Source organism: Actinopolyspora mortivallis (genome assembly GCF_003001495.1).
GTDB lineage: Bacteria > Actinomycetota > Actinomycetes > Mycobacteriales > Pseudonocardiaceae > Actinopolyspora > Actinopolyspora mortivallis_A.
Window position 1 is genome coordinate 315,591 of the sequence record NZ_PVSR01000001.1, and the last position, 17,233, is coordinate 332,823.

General features: G+C 68.3%; 12 protein-coding genes. 10 read left to right on the plus strand and 2 right to left on the minus strand.

Annotated features, from left to right (window positions below; translation table 11 throughout):
• The first annotated feature begins 14 nt into the window (after positions 1 to 14).
• The 4 genes from drmD to CEP50_RS01495 all read left to right on the plus strand — a co-directional run bounded on the left by drmD (position 15) and on the right by CEP50_RS01495 (position 8,119).
• Entirely contained in the window at positions 15 to 3,140 is a 3,126-nt protein-coding gene (gene drmD / locus CEP50_RS01480) for a DISARM system SNF2-like helicase DrmD (RefSeq protein WP_106112092.1), read from the plus strand.
• A complete protein-coding gene (locus CEP50_RS01485) occupies positions 3,137 to 7,222 on the plus strand; it encodes an Eco57I restriction-modification methylase domain-containing protein (RefSeq protein ID WP_106112093.1) in 4,086 nt (1,361 codons plus the stop codon). Before drmD ends, CEP50_RS01485 begins: the two co-directional genes overlap by 4 nt.
• Before the next feature lie 154 nt (positions 7,223 to 7,376).
• The gene (locus CEP50_RS01490; protein ID WP_106112267.1) at positions 7,377 to 7,577 is read left to right on the plus strand and encodes a hypothetical protein; all 201 of its coding nucleotides are present in this window, start codon (positions 7,377 to 7,379) and stop codon (positions 7,575 to 7,577) included.
• Positions 7,574 to 8,119, plus strand: a complete 546-nt coding sequence (locus CEP50_RS01495; RefSeq protein ID WP_258174654.1) for a DUF3558 family protein — start codon at positions 7,574 to 7,576, stop codon at positions 8,117 to 8,119. The genes CEP50_RS01490 and CEP50_RS01495 overlap by 4 nt, the downstream gene beginning before the upstream one ends.
• Positions 8,120 to 8,224: 105 nt before the next feature.
• Here the strand turns inward: CEP50_RS01495 and CEP50_RS01500 are convergent, their stop codons facing one another.
• Both CEP50_RS01500 and CEP50_RS01505 read right to left on the minus strand, forming a co-directional pair.
• A complete protein-coding gene (locus tag CEP50_RS01500; protein ID WP_106112094.1) occupies positions 8,225 to 8,416 on the minus strand; it encodes a DUF397 domain-containing protein in 192 nt (63 codons plus the stop codon).
• Positions 8,413 to 9,264 carry a helix-turn-helix domain-containing protein gene (locus CEP50_RS01505; protein ID WP_258174656.1) on the minus strand — a complete coding sequence of 284 codons (852 nt, stop codon included), beginning with the start codon at positions 9,262 to 9,264 and terminating at the stop codon, positions 8,413 to 8,415. The genes CEP50_RS01500 and CEP50_RS01505 overlap by 4 nt, the downstream gene beginning before the upstream one ends.
• Positions 9,265 to 9,421: 157 nt before the next feature.
• On the opposite strand from CEP50_RS01505, the gene CEP50_RS01510 reads away from it, so the two are divergent.
• The 6 genes from CEP50_RS01510 to drmA all read left to right on the plus strand — a co-directional run bounded on the left by CEP50_RS01510 (position 9,422) and on the right by drmA (position 17,118).
• Positions 9,422 to 9,790 carry a hypothetical protein gene (locus tag CEP50_RS01510; protein ID WP_258174658.1) on the plus strand — a complete coding sequence of 123 codons (369 nt, stop codon included), beginning with the start codon at positions 9,422 to 9,424 and terminating at the stop codon, positions 9,788 to 9,790.
• A 327-nt stretch (positions 9,791 to 10,117) separates the two neighbouring features.
• Entirely contained in the window at positions 10,118 to 10,522 is a 405-nt protein-coding gene (locus CEP50_RS20215; RefSeq protein ID WP_219905255.1) for an SAV_915 family protein, read from the plus strand.
• A 10-nt stretch (positions 10,523 to 10,532) separates the two neighbouring features.
• Positions 10,533 to 10,808 (plus strand): hypothetical protein, encoded by a 276-nt coding sequence (locus tag CEP50_RS01520; protein ID WP_106112096.1) that lies wholly within the window; start codon positions 10,533 to 10,535, stop codon positions 10,806 to 10,808.
• A gap of 10 nt (positions 10,809 to 10,818) precedes the next feature.
• Positions 10,819 to 11,952, plus strand: a complete 1,134-nt coding sequence (locus CEP50_RS01525) for a WXG100 family type VII secretion target (protein ID WP_106112097.1) — start codon at positions 10,819 to 10,821, stop codon at positions 11,950 to 11,952.
• A gap of 54 nt (positions 11,953 to 12,006) precedes the next feature.
• A complete protein-coding gene (locus CEP50_RS01530; protein ID WP_106112098.1) occupies positions 12,007 to 12,870 on the plus strand; it encodes a hypothetical protein in 864 nt (287 codons plus the stop codon).
• Between the two features lie 345 nt (positions 12,871 to 13,215).
• Positions 13,216 to 17,118, plus strand: coding sequence for a DISARM system helicase DrmA (gene drmA / locus CEP50_RS01535; RefSeq protein ID WP_106112099.1), 3,903 nt, complete (start codon positions 13,216 to 13,218; stop codon positions 17,116 to 17,118).
• The last annotated feature ends 115 nt before the right edge of the window (positions 17,119 to 17,233 follow it).

The following is a 17,233-nucleotide window of genomic DNA, read 5'->3' on the forward strand; positions in this document are numbered from 1 at the left end:
GTCGAGGGAAGTCGATGACAGCAACGAGTGAGGGACTGGAGACCGGTGCGCTGGTCTCGGTTCGTGGGCAGAAGTGGGTCGTCAGCGAGATCGATCCCGGTGAGACCAGCACGCTGGTGGGGTTGCAGAGCGTCGAGGACGGCCGTTACGGCGAGACGTTGGAGGTGCTCTGGGAACTCGAACCGGGCAGGCAGGTGCTGCCCGCCGGATCCCTGCCCGAGCTGCCCGAACGGGAGTTCGACCCGCCGGAGCGGCTGGCTGCTTTCCTGGACGCGGTGCGCTGGTCGGCGGTGACCTCGGCCGACGTGAAGACCCTGCAGGCACCGTTCCGTTCCGGGGTGGCCATCGAGGACTACCAGCTCGAACCGGTCGCCCGCGCCATGGACTCCCCGCGTGTGAACCTGCTGTTGGCCGACGACGTGGGGTTGGGCAAGACCGTCGAGGCCGGGCTGGTGGCCCAGGAGCTGTTGCTGCGCCAGCGCGGCAAACGGATCATGATCGTCTGTCCCGCCGGGTTGACCACCAAGTGGCGTGACGAGATGGCCGAGAAGTTCGGTCTGGACTTCACGGTCATCGACTCCGAGTGCTGCGCGCGGGTACGCCGCGAGTACGGCAGCGCGGCCAACCCGTTCAACATCTTCCCCAAGGCCATCGTCAGCCTGCCCTGGCTGCGCGGCCCCAAGGCGCAGCGGCTGCTCAACGAGGTGCTGCCGGCCGGCGGTCCCACCTACCCGCGCACCTTCGACCTGCTCATCCTGGACGAGGCCCACCACGTGGCTCCGGCCGCGCCGAAGCAGGTCTACGCCGTGGACTCGCAGCAGACCAGGCTGGTCCGCATGCTGGCCCCGCACTTCACGCACCGGCTGTTCCTGTCGGCCACCCCGCACAACGGCTACCAGGCCTCGTTCACCGCGCTGCTGGAGATCCTCGACGACCAGCGGTTCGCCCGGGGTGTGGAGCCGGACAGGGCCGCGGTGGACGAGACCGTGGTGCGGCGGCTGAAAACCGAGATCACCGACGCCGACGGCACCCCGCGTTTCGCCGAACGTCGGGCGCTGGCCATCCCGGTGGAGTATCCGGACAGTGAGCGCGAGATCCACGGCCTGCTGACCCGGTTCGCCACGGCACGGCGGAGCAGGCTCGCCTCCCGGCGGGGGCGCAAGGCCACCGACCTGGTGACGTTGCTGCTGAAGAAGCGTCTGTTCTCCAGCCCGGCCGCGTTCGAGCACACCGTGGGGGTGTATCTGGACACCCTGCGCTCGCGCTCCGGCCCGGAGAGCACGGACGACGAGGTTCCGGAGTGGATGGACGAGTTCTTCGACGAGCTCGCCACCTACGACGACGAGCGGCTGGCCGAGGCCGAGGACGACGTGCTGGACCGCACCCGCCCGATGCAGCCGGACCCGGCCGACGACGAGATCGGGCTGCTGGAGCGGATGAGGGAGTGGGCGGTCTCGCACGAGGCCCAGCCCGACGCCAAGGCCCGCGAACTGATCAACCATCTGCGCGCGGTGTGCAAACCGGACCGGGACTGGACCAACGAGCGCGTCGTGGTGTTCACCGAGTACCGCGACACCCAGCTGTGGCTGGCCAACCTGCTGCGTCAGGAGGGGCTCGGCGGGGAGAGGCTGGCCGAGCTGCACGGCGGCATGAGCTCCGAGGAGCGCGAGCGGCTGCGGACGGCCTTCCAGAAGCACCCCGTCGAGCACCCGCTGCGGATCCTGCTGGCCACCGACGCGGCCAGCGAGGGCATCGACCTGCAACGGCACTGCCACCGGCTGGTCAACTACGACATCCCGTTCAACCCCAACAAGCTGGAACAGCGCATCGGTCGCATCGACCGCTACGGGCAGACCGAGACCCCCGAGATCAGGCACTTCGTCGGCGCCGGCTGGGACCATCCGGTGGACTCCTACGAGGCCGACCTGGAGTTCCTCTCGCGGGTGGCGGACAAGGTGGCCCGCATGTCCGAGGACCTGGGTGCGGTCAACGCGGTGCTCTCGGAACGGGTGCAGCGTCGTATGCTCGGCCAGACCGTCCGGGAGGACGAGGTGGACAGCGCCGGTGCGACCACCGAGCGGCTCGCGGTCGAGTCGAACGTGCGTGAGCAGGTCCGCAGGCTGCGGGACAACGTCGACCAGACCGTGGACAAACTCGGCATCACCCCGCAGCGCGTCAAACGGGTGGTGGACACCGCGTTGGAGCTGGCCCGGCAGCAGCCGTTGACCGCCCACGTCGACGAGGGGCGGGGTCTCGAGGACTGCTACGACGTGCCCGCGCTGACCGGCTCCTGGACCCGGGCCACCGAGGGGCTGACCGAGCGGCCGGTGGAGAGCGGCCGGCAGCCGCGTCAGCTTCCCGTCACCTTCGATCCCCGGGTGGCCGAGGGACGCGACGACGTGGTGCTGGCGCACCTGAACCACCCGCTGGTGTCGATGTCCACCGGTCTGCTGCGTTCGGCCGTGTCCAACGAGAACACCGGGCTGCACCGGGTCACCGCGGTGGTCAGCGACCATCCCGAGCTGGAGGACGTGCTGGTCGGTGCCTACTCGCGCTTCGTGCTGGTCGGCGCGGACGGGGTGCGGCTGCACGAGGAGGTGATCCACGCCGGTGGTTGGGCCCCGGCCAACGGTCGGTTCCGCAGGTTGGAGAACCTCACCACCCTCGGCGGCATCCTGGACCACGCGTTGAGCACGGGAACCCCGGCGCCGCCGCCGGTGTGGAACCGGATCGCGGGCCGGTGGCCGCGGATCCGTGACGGGCTGCTCGCGGCCATCGACTGGCGCACCCGCACCCGGCGGGACTCGCTGCGGCGCCTGCTTGCCCAGCGCGAGGAGGCCGAGCGGAACCGCATCACCACCACCATCGACCAGTTCGCGAACACGTTGCGCGCCAAACTCGCCGAGGACGAGGAGGAGGCCGAGGAGGCGCTGTTCAGCCGTGCCGACATCACCAGGAGCCGGGAGGAACGCGCCCAGTACCGCCGGGACCGGCAGAAGTGGCAGCAGCGTTTGGACCAGCTCGCCACCGAGCGGGACCGTGAGCTGAGCGTGGTCGCCGAGCGGTACCGCGAGCAGGAACCGCACCGTTTCCCCGTCGCCGTGGTCGTTGTCGTGCCGAAGCGAGAGGCAACCCGATGAGCCCCCGAACTTTCCATTCCAAGACTCCCGACGCCGCCGAGCAGCACCGCCAGTGGCTGGAGCTGATCGAGGTCAGCGGCCCGTTCCTGTCGTTGCCGGTGCTCAAGCGGGCCTGGCCGAACGGGCCGGACGCGTTGGACAAACCCACCAGGCAGCGGCTGCGCCGCGCCCACTCGGCCTGGCAGGACGACGTCGTCGCCGGGCAACGGGCCTGGATCGACTACGTGCTCGGCGAGCTGCTCGGCTGGGGCGAGCAGCTGTGCCGCACGGGGCTGGAGGAGCTGGCCCTGGAGGTGGCCGAGCACGACGTCCGGCTGGAACCCTCCTTCGCGCTGGTCGAGCCCGGTGCGGAGGTCAGGCCGGACACGGTGCGGCTGCTGGGGATGGTCTGCGAGCCGGGTCAGCAGCCCACCGCACGGCTTGCCGGTTCGAGCTGGGCGGCCACCCCCGCCGACCGGATGGCCCAGCTGTGCCGCCACCACGGGGTGGAGCTGGGGCTGGTCACCGACGGCCGTTGGTGGGCGCTGGTGCGTGCCCCCCTGTCCGGGGTGACCACCACGGCCGTGTTCGACGCGGTCCCCTGGCCGGAGGCCGCCGAGCGTGAGGTGGTGCGGGCCTTCGTCTCGCTGCTGGGGCGCAGGAGGTTCTTCGCCGTTCCGGAGGGCGAGCGGCTGCCCGAGCTGCTCAGGGCCAGTGAGGACTCGCAGGAGGAGATCACCGAGGCCCTGGGTGTCCAGGTGCGCGAGGCCGTGGAACTGCTGGTGGCGGCCTTCGGCCGGGCCAGCACCGAGCAGCGCGACCGCGGGGAGTCCGAACTGGACTCCGTGCCCGCCCACGAGGTCTACCGCGGCGCGGTGTCGGTGATGATGCGGCTGGTGTTCCTGCTGTTCGCCGAGGAACGCAGACTGCTGCCCTCGGACAACGAGCTCTACGCCACCACCTACTCGGCCGGGCGGCTCTACGCCGAGCTGGAACAGCGCGAGCTGGAGTCCAGCGAGGAGGACCTGGAACACACCCGGGTGGGCTGGCACCGGCTGCTGGCGCTGTTCGAGGCCGTCTACCGGGGGGTGTCCCACCCGAGGCTGACGATGCACCCGCACGACGGGTCGCTGTTCGACCCGGACGCCTTCCCGTGGCTGCCGTTGAACATCGACGACCGCACCGTGCTGCACATGCTGCGCGCGGTGCAGCACGTGGAGGTGGGCAGCGGCAGGTCGCGGGAGCGGCGCACCCTGTCGTTCCGTTCGTTGGACGTGGAGCAGATCGGCTACGTCTACGAGGGTCTGCTGTCCTACGACGGTTTCCGCGCCGAGGAGACCACCGTGGGGCTGGTCGGCAAGCAGGGTCGGGAGGCCGAGGTTCCGCTGCGGCGGCTGGAGGAGCTGGCCGCCGACAGCGCCGACACGACCGAGCTGGCTGCGGCGCTGGCCGCCGAGTTCAGGGACTCCGGCATCGGTTCGGCCAGGCAGCTGGCCAAGCGGCTCGCCCCGCCGGAGGCGGTGGAGCGGGAGGAACGGCGCAAGAAGCTGCTCGGCGTCACCCGGGGGGACGCCGCGCTGACCGAGCGGCTGTTGCCGTTCCAGGGCGTGATCCGCACCGACCTGCGTGAGCTGCCGGTGGTGGTGCTGCCCGGCGAGCTGTTCGTCACCGAGTCGCCGCTGCGGTCCAACACCGGCACGCACTACACCCCGCGGTTTTTGGCCGAGGACGTGGTGCGCCACGCGCTGGAGCCGCTGGTCTACGAGCCGGGGCCGTTACAGACGGCCGAGCAGCGGCAGTGGAAGCTCAAGTCCAGTGGCGAGATCCTGAGGTTGAAGGTCGCCGACATCGCGATGGGCTCGGCGGCGTTCCTGGTGGCCGCCGCGCGGTATCTGGGCGGCAAGCTGCTGGAGGCCTGGATCGCCGAGGACGACGAGCGGGTGCGGGACTACCGACCGCGGGAACACGCCGGGGACAGCGAGGAGGACCCGGTGGTGGTGGAGGCGCGCAGGCAGGTGATCGAGCACTGCCTGTACGGCGCGGACATCAATCCGATGGCGGTGGAGATGGCCAAGCTCTCGCTGTGGCTGGTGTCCATGGACTCCGAGCGGCCGTTCACCTTCCTGGACGACCGGCTGGTGGCCGGGGACTCGCTGCTGGGCATCACCTCGCTGGAGCAGCTGGAGTACATGCACATGGACGCCAGGAAGGGGCGGGCCATCCACGAGCGTTCCCCCGTGGACTTCACGGCCAACGTCCGTTCGCTGGTTGCCGAGGTGGCCGAGCAGCGTCGTGAGCTGCGCGAGATCGACGGCACCACCATAGAGGGCCTGGACCGCAAGCGGGCGCTGCTGGCCGAGGCCAACCTCAAGGGCAGGCAGGCCGAGCTGGCCGCCGACCTGGCCGTGGGCGCGGCGCTGGTTTACGCCGGGCGTGGTGAGAAGGGGCTGCGGGACGGTTCCATCGCCGCGGCCGACCATGCGCGCAAACTGGACACCGAGGAGATGGCGGCCCGGCAGCAGGCCCGGGAGTGGCTGAACACCGACCTGCCCGCGGGCACCTTCGGCCGCGAGACATTGCACTGGCCGCTGGTCTTCCCCGAGGTCTTCGAGCACGGCGGTTTCGACGCGGTGGTCGGAAACCCGCCGTTTCTGGGGGGACAGAAACTCACCAGCGCGCTCGGGACCGCGTATCGCGAATACCTGGTGCACGCCGTGGGCAGTGGCGCACGTGGTAGCGCGGACTTGGTGGCCTACTGCGAGCTGCGGGCACATGCTGTGCTGAATAGCAGTGGCCAGACCGGACTGATCGCCACGAACACCCTGGCACAGGGCGACACCCGCGATGTCGGGCTGGACCAGCTCGTCGATGGCGGAGTGACGATCCGTCGTGCGGTCAAGAGCGCTCCCTGGCCGTCGAAGAGCGCGGCGCTGGAGTACTGCGCGGTGTGGACGAGTAGGGCTGCCCTTCAAGCGAACGCCCAGCGCGTCGCTGACGGTGTCGTGGTTTCGGGGATCTCGTCCTCGTTGGACCACAAGTCGAGGGTGAGCGGCCAGCCTGGACAGCTCATGCGGAACACGGGGATCTCGTTTCAGGGATCCAATATCCTGGGAACCGGATTCACAATGGATCCTGCCGAGGCCGCTGGGTTGATCGAGGAAGATTCCCGAAATGAGAACGTGCTGTTTCCGTACCTCAACGGGCAGGATCTCAATTCGCGCCCTGACTGTGGCGCAAGCAGGTGGGTCATCAACTTCTTCGACTGGTCCGAGGAGGAAGCCAAGAAGTATCCTGCGTGCTACGAGAAGGTTCTTCGCGATGTCAAACCCGAGCGGGATAAGGTAACTCACAGCAAGCACGCCCGTGAGCGTTGGTGGCGATATGAGCGGGGGCGTCCAGAGCTGTACCAGTCCATCGCCGGTCTGGATCGGGTGGTGGTGCTCACGCTGGTGAGCAAGACCGCGATGCCGGTGATGGTGCCGACCGGGCAGGTCTTCTCGCACATGCTCGGTGTCTTCGCCACCGAGGACACGGCGATGCTGGCCTTGCTGTCGAGTGCCCAGCACTTCTGGTGGGCGAAGACGCGTTCATCCTCGATGAAGACGGATCTCCGCTACACCCCCTCCGACGTCTTCGAGACTTTCCCGCTGCCGGAACTCACTCAGGAACTCCGGGATCTGGGCGACGAGCTGGATCGCTACCGTCGGGAGGTGATGCTCTCCCGCGGTGCGGGGCTGACCAAGACCTACAACCTGGTCTTCGATCCGGAGTGCACTGACTCGGACATCGTGGAGCTGCGGCGGATTCATCGTGAGATCGACGAGGCCACGGTGCGCGCCTACGGCTGGCAGGACCGCATCGACGCGGTCGGCGGGCTGGACCACGGTTTCCACCCGGTCGGCCGCGAGACCCGCTACACCATCGGCCCGGCGGCCCAGCGCGAGATCCTGGACAGCCTGCTCGAACTCAACCACGAGCGCTACCAGCAGGAGGTCGCCCAGGGCCTGCACGACAAGAAGAAGGGCACAGCCAAGAAGGGTGCGTCCCAGAAGAGCACGAGCCGGAAGTCCGACCACCAGGACGACACCGAGGCCCTGTTCTGATCGTGTGCCCGGCCGAGCGGGAACAGGGCTGCGTTCGGCCGGGCGCACGAGATCGCTGCCACAGGTGTGGATCGCTGATCGCGGGCCACCGTGGGGGCGCGTTCGGCTAGGGTGATCGGGGCCGAGCCGGGTCGGTTTACAGCAAGTGCCTGGATTGGGTGACTATCCATCCGGGAAGCAGCTAGCCGACAAGTTCGGGAAGAAAGCGCGCGACGGATCGAACGGCGCTGCTGATTTGCTGGGACAGTTCGCCGACGAGTTACGGCGCAAAGCGGATCTGTTTCAGCAGGCCAAGAAGAACTACCGGGCTACCGATGAGCAGATTGCCGATGATCTGGGAAGGAGTACGCAGTGAGCGTATGGAAACGATCATTGGTGACTGTTGTTGCCGGAGTGACGCTGGTTGGTGGCTGCGCCTGCTCGCCAGCGGGGGACACTGATGGCGGTTCCTCGGAGACAACGAGTGCTTCTTCTTCGGAGAAGGAGCTGAAGAGCGTGAAGCCGTGCGACATGCTGTCGCCGGATACCCTGGATTTCTTCGGCCTGGAGGCGCCTGGAGAACCAGCGGATACTCTGCCGCGGAAGGCGGGATGCAATTTCGGGGGTGACCCTGTTTCGGTTACCTTGCTCAAGGACGAGCGGAATACGGTTTCCTCGAACGAGCAGAAATCTGTTTGGGTCGAGTTCGAGCGGCTTGGGGTAAACGGTCGTACTGGGGCTCGGGCTATTACCCAGGGGACTACGAAGGCTCGACTGTGCAATGTGATGTTCGAGGCGGGGGAAGGATTGATCCAGGTTCAGGCTCGCGAAAATCAACAGTCTGACGACGTGGACGAGTGTCGGAAGGCCTTGGAGATCGCGAAGAGGATCGAGCCGAACGTTCCCGAGCTCGCGTGAGCGGGTGTCGTGACACTCTGCGTTGACAGACGGGCTCCGGTCTCGGAAGCAGGTGGGGCACGGGAGAGCGCCTCCGGGGGTGGAGGCGCTGTGGCCGTGTCGGTCTCAGCCGAAGCGGTCGGTTTTCACCGCCTCCAGGAACGCCTGCCACTGGGGCCGGGTGGCGGTGAGGTAGCCCAACGAGCGGTTCTTGGTGTCACGCACCGCCGCGCCGTCGCCGACCCGACCGACCTCGACGCAACTGCTGTTCGGTCCGGATCGGCTGGACTTCCGCCATCCGCTTGGTATGACCCTCACTGGGAGCTCCCTTCGAACTGGTCAGCTATCGAGGCCATGAGTTCTTTCGAGCTCTCCTGGCTCATGGCCGCTTCCATGAGCGTATCCGTCTCCTCGCGATACGCCTTCACGTCCTGCACGTCATACAGGAAGGCCGGTCCGCGAAAGTGCTCCAAGTGTACGATCGGATGAGCTTTGGTGAACTCGTAGAACACGAACGCCCCATCGTGAGCCAGGGTCCACCGCCGTATTCTGCTCGGCAGGACACGTACTGTGATGTTTTCCTGCTGCGACAGCGCGAGCACATGCCGTACCTGCTCTGCCATGGAGGCGTCACTCCCGAACGGCTCACGTAGCGCTCGTTCAGCCAGTATCACGTCAACCTGACGTGGCGTGTTCAACGCGGCTGCTCGTGCCATACGTAGTTCGACACGGACATCCTGCTCGTCCGGTGGAAGGCTGATCATCATCTCTCGGGCGTAGCTCCGTGTCTGCATCGGACCGGGAATCAGTATCGGAGCCACGTGCAGGACTCGTTCGGCGGTCCTGTCGAATTCCGACAGCTCGATCAGATGCCGGTGCAGCCCTTTGGAGCCATCCACGATCATGTTCGGTGCTGTGGCTGTGGTCGCGAACTCTACGAGTTCGTCATATCTGGATCCAGTGACTCCGAGAGTTCCGGCAACACGGGCCACGTATTCGGGCTTCGGGGTGCGCTCACCCCGTTCGTAACGGGACACGGTCCCCTGCGACACCTCAAGCAGTTTCGCGAGGTCACGAACAGTCATACGGGCTTGCTCACGCAGCTCACGTAGTTCAGCGCCAAGAAGTCTCGCCTTGGGAGTGTGTCCGTCTCTGGCTCCGACCATGAGTCAGATCCTAGGGGATCATCGCTTAGCACAAGTGCACACGAACGAGCTATTGCTTCCTTGGATCCGGTGTCAGACTCTGGATCCGGAAATGAAGTCCGTCGTGCGACCGCTCTCCGTGGTTGTGCGGCAGCGACGAAACAGAGGAGGACACCACGTGAACACCCTTACCGCCACTCCGAACGACACGGGCCGGAACATGGGCACCGGCAACGCCATGACCCTGTACCGGGTGGTCAACCCGGACTCGCTCGGCTCCTACACCGAGCTGCTGCACCACGAGCCGACCTCGGCCCGGGTGGACGACGCCGCGGTGTGGTCCCGGCTGCGTGCCTGGGCGCTGGCCGTGCTGAAGCGCACCGAGGAACGGTTCGGGATGTACCAGATCGCGATCGTGCCGCTGGACCAGCGCGGCGAGCCCGACGAGAACGCCTTCCACGACCTGCTCGCCGCCGACGTCGACGTGGTCGAGGACTACCTGTGCTGGTCCGGATGCTCCGAACTCGTCCCCGCACCGCAGGCCTGAGGACGACCGGTCGCTTTCCCGGCGGACCATGTCGCGGAACCTCCCGAGACCCCCGCCCGGGGAGACCCCGCGTGGAGAGCACGGACCGGCGATACCACGTCGAGCGCGTTCGGAATTCCCTCGAACGACCTCTTGAAATCACCGGTCCGTGTTTTCGCGGAAAGCATTGTCCGTGATAAGGAGTAATGCTTCTGCCGCTGGTGCGTGCAATCCGGTGCCATACGGGTGAATTTGATTCGAGCGCTTCCCGGTCGTCGAGCGGAAAACCTATGCTGTCGCTCTGACACTCGCTGGCAGGGCGCTTTGGGGACGAGTGTGGAGGGGTCTATGCCGCCAAGCACGGCGGACGGCGGTGATCGGGACGAGACCGTCGCACCGGCTGTTCTGGGGGTTGACTACCTGGCCCCGGAGGAGAGCCACGAGAGTTCACAACTGACTGACGAGCACGAGGGGGAGCGCTCGCGGGGACAGCCCCCGTTCCCGCCGGTGGTGTACGTGCCGTGTGAGGCGGCGTCACCGATCGACGGTGAGCTGTCGGTCGACCTGCGGCGCACCCGTGACGGACGCACCGCGTTGCTGGTCTATTCCAGCAACGAGCGTCTGGTGCGGTGCTGCGGCGAACGCCAGCCCTGGGTGGCCGTCCACACCGAGAAACTCGACGAACTCGACCGCAGAATCCACTTCGACATGATCCTGCTCGATGTGGAGATACCCCAGGAGTTTCGACGTTAGGGGTAACTCGATGGGATACGAGGTCGAACCCGCGGAACTCGACACCCTCGCGGGCTCACTGCGTAGCGGAAGCGAATCCGTCGAAGACCTGGGAAGCGCTCCCGGTGTTCCCGACGCCGGTCCGCTCAGCGCCGAGATGGGAAAACTGATGAGTTTGTTCACGGCTGCGGCCGGTGAACTGTCGACCGGTGTGGCCGCCGCGGCCGCCGCTGTCGCCGAAGGCGGTCGCGTCTACGTCGACACCGACCAGAGCGCCGAACGGAACCTGCCCCGTGTGACGGACTGAGGAGACCACGGTGGCCATCGACACCAGAATCGAGGGGAACCCGGAGAGCATCCGGGCAGTCGCCCGATGGCTGCGCTCGGACCTCGCCGGGGCCGTGCATGACTGTGCCTCCCAGACCCACCGGGTCCGGGCGCGCTCGGAACGAGCCTGGACCGGAACCGCCGGGAGCGCGTTCCGGGACACCCTGGCACGCGCCACTCCCGAAGCCGACGAACTGTCCAGGGACATCGAGGGGGTCGGCCGCTCGTTCGAGCGTTACGCGGACGATCTGTACACCGCCCAGCAGGGTATGCGACGGGCGAGGGACATAGCTCTCCGGGCGGGGCTGCGCATGACCGACACCACGATCTTCGACCCGGGAGCCGCACCGGCGGCTCCGGGAGAACCGCCCGCCGACGCCACACCGCGGATGATGCGGGCACACGAGGCCGCCGTCTCGGCCCACCAGGCCCACGCGCAGAAAGCCGCCGCCTACGCCGAGGCCAAACAGGAAGCGGACAGATCCCGCTCCCTGCTGGAGCACGCGAAGGACTACGTGCGCAGGTACTGGAGTGACCTCTGGGGCAAGCGCTACGTCCACGCCACGGACTTCACCAACGGCGTGGTGGGTGGTCTGGTCGCCAGGCACACCAGCATCATGCGTGCGGAGGCGAGTCGACTCGACGCCGAAGCCAGAACCGCCGAGTCACGCTATCTCAAAGCACCCGGCGGCAGCCCCGAGGCGAGATTCCAGACCCAGCAGCAGATGGCCAAGGCGAGCCACGCCGCGGACTTACGTGTTCGCGCGGGCAGGTTCGCGCAACGTGTCGGAGGGAAGCTGCCCGTGATCGGTCTCGGGATCACGGCGGTCGGAGTCGGCTACGACATACACACCGGGAAACCACCGGGCAAAGCCGTGTTCTCCGGCGTCGCCGGAGCCGGTGCCGCGGCGCTGGTGGCCTCCACACCGGTCGGTTGGGGTGCGTTGGCCGCTGTCGGAGTGGGGATCGGGGTCGGGGTGGCCGCTGACTTCGTCTACGACGCCCTTCCCCAGAACGTACGGGACAAGATCGACGAGGGAGCCAGGGCGGTCGGTGACGCCGTGTCGGATGCGGCGGGGGCGGTCGGTGACGCGGTCTCGGGCGCTTGGAACGCGGTGTTCTGAGGTGGGCCCCCGCCTGCGGAGTGGCGCACTGTCGACGGTGGGAGCTGAGCGGTGATGTCCGAGTCCGACGAACGGCTGCCCTGGCCGGAGGAGTGGCCCTACCCGGGCGGATGGAGGCAGCGGGCCACGGCCACGGTGTTCGCGCTGTTGGGAGCGGGGTCCGCGCTGGCGGCCGTGACCGCGTTGTCCGCGAGCCCGCCGGACGCGCGGGGGGTGATCATGGCGATGTGTGCTCCCCTGTTCCTCGGCTTCGCCGCTGTCGCGGTGCTCACCAGGCTGCGGGTTCGAAACCGCGGCATCGCCTCGGTCCGCCTCGAACACGTCGAGACCGTGGGTTCCGAGGCGGTCGTGATCCCCTACTCCCGGGGTCTGACCTCCACCTACGTGGTCATGACCGTGTCCATGCTCGCGCTGTTCGGATTCTTCGCAGCGGTCTCCCTGCTCGTGATCACCGACGGGGAACCGGGCGGTACTGGGGTGGTCCTGCTGTTGGTCGCCAGCGGTGCTGCCACGCTCTACCTGCTCCTGCTGGTGGTCGAAGCGCTGCGGGGAGGTCTCGGCCGCGGTGTTCTGGCACTCGCCCCCACGGGGGTCTACCACCGTTCCTGGACGTTCACGAGTTTCTTCCCCTGGGACAGCATCATCTCGGTGACGGCGGGCACCTCGGGCGGGCAGCTGATCACGACCGCCGTCTACGACAACGGCACCCCGTGTTTTCACCGGCGCTCCCGGTTGTGGCGACAACCGGAACTGTCCCTGGCGCCGCACATGGGCGTCCAGGGGGTGAACCTGTCCGTCGACCCCGCTCTGGCCTACCACGCGCTGCGCTACTACCACCGGTATCCGGACGCACGAGCCGAGCTGGGCAGCCAGGCGGGAGCGGAGCGCATCCGACGTGCGGAGCTGCTCGAACACTGAAACGGCACGGGACGTTGCCGCGGGTGCCTCCCCGGTGACACCGTTCCGTGCGGGACGTGCCCACCGACACCGGGACAGCTCCCAAGCACGTCCCCGTTCCGGGCCAACACGACGGCCGACAGGACTATCCTCTCTCTCCGGTGGGACACCGTCTTCGTGCCCCGGCGGATGGGCCGGCCGGTGCGGAATCCGGTGTCGGTCCCGTGTGAGAGAAAGCGACATGACCACCGAACGGCTTGCGGCACGTGTCCGTTCCGGCGCCGCGGAACGTGTCCGGCTTCCCCGACCCGTGGAGCCGCCCCGCAACCGACTGACACGAGCCATCGAGAGGGAGCACACCCGTAAATGACCACTCCGGACCGCTCGGACGGACTGTTCATGAACCCCAACGGTGAACAGGGCAGCCTCCACCTGCCCACGACCACGGCAGAAGGGACGGGGACCACCGCCGGAGGTGGCGAGGGGAACGATCCGGACCCGGCACGGCAGCTCGACACCGAACAGCACTTCCCCGACACGACCGGGGCGCGGGTGCGCGACGGGTTGCAGGAGCTCATCGTGCGCGACCTGCTCGGGCCGTGGGACGGCGAGACCGAACAGCTGCCCGACGGTTCCCGCGGCCCCCGCGAGCGCTACCTCGTGGGGATGCTCGGCCCCAAGCAGGACGCCCGCACAGCCAGGACGGAACTGGCACTGGACGTCGGAGCCGAAACCGGAGGGGAGAGCCAGGGGGAGAACGGCGGAGCCCCTGCCGAAGTGCTCACCTCGCAGGCCCTCGGCCGCCTCTGGATCTCCTCGATGGGTCTGAGCTGCACCGTGTCCCAGGACACCGACGCGGTGCACGTCACCGCCGAATGGGGCCGTTACGCCAAGGAGGAGACCGAGACCCCGGAGGGTGCCAAACGCAGGCTCTGGACCCGCCATCCCGTCACGGTGCGACGCGAGGTGCGGCTCGACGGGGCGAGCTCGTACCGGGTGCCGCTGACCGCCGACACCGCCGAGGAACCCGGCGTGCTGCTGGCCGTGGACGTGCGCGACCGCGACGGCAAACGCGTCGTGGAACTCACCCTGCTCAACGCCCAACCGGAGGGCTCACCGCAGGAGGAGTCCTGGATGTTCCAGACCAGCCTGCGGGTCACCGCCCTCGACGGGGCGGCTCCGGTGTTCCTGCCCGCCGACGACCCCCTGCACGACGACAGCTCCGAACACGACCCCGAGGAACAGCACCTGCGGCTGCTCTACCGCAGCCAGCTGCGCTACGCCTCCGGGCACAACGTGGCCGTGCACCCGCACGTGACCCCGGGCACCCGCCGTGCCCACGCGCTCGAAACCACCTGGCTGCCCACCTACGAGGTACCCGCCACCGTCGCACCGGGCAACCAGGGCAGTCTGCTGGCGGGCACCGAGCTGTCCATGGACACGCTGGCCACCGCCGAACCCGCCGAGCTGCGCGCCGGACTCGCGCCGCTGTGCGAGGGCTACCGCCGTTGGCTCGACCAGCGCGCCGTCGAGACGGACGAACTGCCCGGCCCGCTGCGCGACACCGCCGAGTCGGCGATCTTCCGGGCACGCCGGGCCGCCGACCGGATCCGGGCGGGCATCGACCTGCTCACCGACCCCGCACACCCCAAACACGCCGAGGCGTTGGAGGCGTTCCGGTTCGCCAACCGGGCCATGGCCGCCCAACGCCGCCACACCGACCTCGCCCGGCTGCGCGAGAGCACCGGCCTCGACTACGCCGAAGCCAGACGGCGCGTCGAGGACAAGGGCACCTCCGGGGCCTCGTGGCGACCCTTCCAGCTCGCCTTCGTGCTGGTGAACCTGCCCTCCCTGGCCGACCCGAACCACCCCGACCGTGCCGCCGACTCCGCCGCCGTGCTCGACCTGCTGTTCTTCCCCACCGGCGGCGGCAAGACCGAGGCCTACCTCGGGTTGACCGCGTTCACCTTCGCCATCCGCAGGTTGCAGGGCACCTTCGGAAGCGGGGAGGACGCCCGCGACGGCGCCGCCGGCGTCGCGGTGCTGATGCGCTACACCCTGCGGCTGCTGACCGCACAGCAGTTCCAACGGGCCGCCGCGCTGGTCTGCGCCGCCGAGATGCTCCGACGCGAGGACGAGGCCACCTGGGGCGGTGAACCCTTCCGCATCGGGCTGTGGGTCGGGGGCAGTGTCTCGCCCAACTGGTTCAGCCAGGCCGAACAGCAGATCACCGAAGCCCGCGAGGCGGGCGACGGCAAACGCGCCAACGTGTTGCAGACCCTGGCCTGCCCCTGGTGCGGATCCGCACTGCTGGCCCACCGCGACGCCGAGGTCGACGCCGAGAGCAGGCGGGTGCTGCTGCACTGCCCCAACGCCGAAGGTCCCGACGCCTGCCCGTTCTCCAAACCGCACTCGCCCGAAGGGCTGCCCATCCTCACCGTCGACGAGGAGATCTACCGCCTGCTGCCCAGCCTCGTCATCGCCACCGTGGACAAGCTCGCCCAGCTGCCCTGGAAGGGCTACGCCGGGATGCTGTTCGGCCGTGTGCGCCGCTGGTGCCCCCGGCACGGTTACCGCCACGACGACCTCGACGCCGAAACCGGCTGCGCGGACAGGCACAACAAGAAGGGGCACTCCCCGGCGGTGAACAGCAAACCCGTCGCGAGACTGCGGGCTCCCGACCTGATCATCCAGGACGAGCTGCATCTCATCTCCGGTGCGCTGGGCACCACCGTCGGTCTGTTCGAGTCCGCGGTGGACGAGCTGTGCACCTGGGTCACTCCCGAGGGCAACGAGGCGGGACCGAAGATCATCGCCTCCACGGCCACCACCAAACGCTCCGCCGAACAGGTGCGTGCCGTGTTCAACCGCGATCTCGCCGTGTTCCCGCCGCAGGTCACCGAGGTCTCCGACACGTTCTTCTCCCACCAGGTTCCCACCGAGGAGAAACCCGGCAGGCGCTATCTCGGGATCTGCGCCCACGGGGTGCGACTGAAGTCCGCCGAGATCCGCGTCGCCGAGATCCTGCTGCTGGCCGGACAGACCCTGTTCGACAACCACGGTGCGGCCGCCGACCCGTACATGACCCTGGTCGGCTACTTCAACGCCACCCGGGAGCTCGCCGGGATGCGACGCCATCTCGACGACGACGTGGCCACCCGCGTGCGCACGCACGGCCGCAGACGCGGCATCTCCGACCGGCTGCTCACCCGCTCGGCGATGCTGAACATCCAGGAGCTGACCTCCCGGATCTCCTCGGCCGACATCAGCGAGGTGCTCACCCACCTGGAGAACGGTTTCGAACCCGAGATCGACACCACCCCGCGCCGCCACGCCGTCCGAGCGAACCTGCGCGAGACCTACGGCCGACGACGCGGGTCCTCCCGCGGCAAGGAAACCCCCGAGCCGCACCCGCTGGCCGCGCGGTGGGAACAACGCCGCAGGCAGGGCCGTGACCCGGTCGACGTGGTGCTGGCCACCTCGATGTTGCAGGTCGGTGTGGACGTCTCCCGGTTCGGGCTGATGATGATCACCGGCCAGCCCAAGAACACCGCCGAGTACATCCAGGCGTCCTCGCGGGTGGGCCGTACCGACACCGGACCCGGGCTGGTGGTCACCCTCTACAACTGGACCAGGCCCCGCGACCTGGCCCACTACGAGGACTTCGAGTACTACCACGCCACCTTCTACCGGCAGGTCGAGGCACTGTCGGTCACCCCCTACACCCGGCGGGCCCTGGACCGGGGGGTCACGGGTGCCTTCGTGGCGGCGGTGCGCAACGCCGCCGAGTCCCACTCCAGGGAGAACGACGCCCAGCACGTGGAGCTGGACTCCCCGCTCGTGCGGCGCATCGCCGAGCGGATGCTCGACCGCGCCGAAGCCGTCAACGGCCCGCGGGCACGTAAGTACCTGGAGGAGCGTCTCAGCCGTACCAGGGACCTCTGGAGCACGGAGCAGAGCGGCCAGCTCCCGCTCAACTACACCGGCCGCTCCGCCGGACCCGGCGAGCAGTCGCGCCGTGCCCTGCTGGCCAAACCCGGGGACCACACCTGGCGGGACAACACCGTGGCGCAGTCGATGCGCGAGACCGAGAACGAGATCAACCTGCTCGTTCCCGGTGGGGAGGAGCTGTTCCAGACCCTCTACGACGCCCCGGCCTGGACCTTCGCGCCCGCCTCGGACGGCGAGGCCGAGACCGAGGACGAGGAGATCCCGGAGGGGGACGAACTCGGCGAGACCGCACTGCCCACCTCCAAGCGGAAACAGTGACAGCCCCCCGTACTCGCCCGGTGGCAGCCGCCTTCCGAAGCCGGGCCCTTCCCCGGCGAGAACCGTGTGAGAGGGGCCGCCGGGCGAGCAGTCCCCAAGGCCGAACGAAACACTG

What these genes read in the sequence shown, in the direction of transcription:
- drmD (WP_106112092.1), top strand. Translation starts at nt 15, where the DNA reads ATGACAGCAACGAGTGAGGGACTGGAGACCGGTGCGCTGGTCTCGGTT.
- CEP50_RS01485 (WP_106112093.1), top strand. Translation starts at nt 3,137, where the DNA reads ATGAGCCCCCGAACTTTCCATTCCAAGACTCCCGACGCCGCCGAGCAG.
- CEP50_RS01505 (WP_258174656.1), bottom strand. Translation starts at nt 9,264, where the DNA reads ATGGTCGGAGCCAGAGACGGACACACTCCCAAGGCGAGACTTCTTGGC.
- CEP50_RS20215 (WP_219905255.1), top strand. Translation starts at nt 10,118, where the DNA reads ATGCCGCCAAGCACGGCGGACGGCGGTGATCGGGACGAGACCGTCGCA.
- CEP50_RS01520 (WP_106112096.1), top strand. Translation starts at nt 10,533, where the DNA reads ATGGGATACGAGGTCGAACCCGCGGAACTCGACACCCTCGCGGGCTCA.
- CEP50_RS01530 (WP_106112098.1), top strand. Translation starts at nt 12,007, where the DNA reads ATGTCCGAGTCCGACGAACGGCTGCCCTGGCCGGAGGAGTGGCCCTAC.
- drmA (WP_106112099.1), top strand. Translation starts at nt 13,216, where the DNA reads ATGACCACTCCGGACCGCTCGGACGGACTGTTCATGAACCCCAACGGT.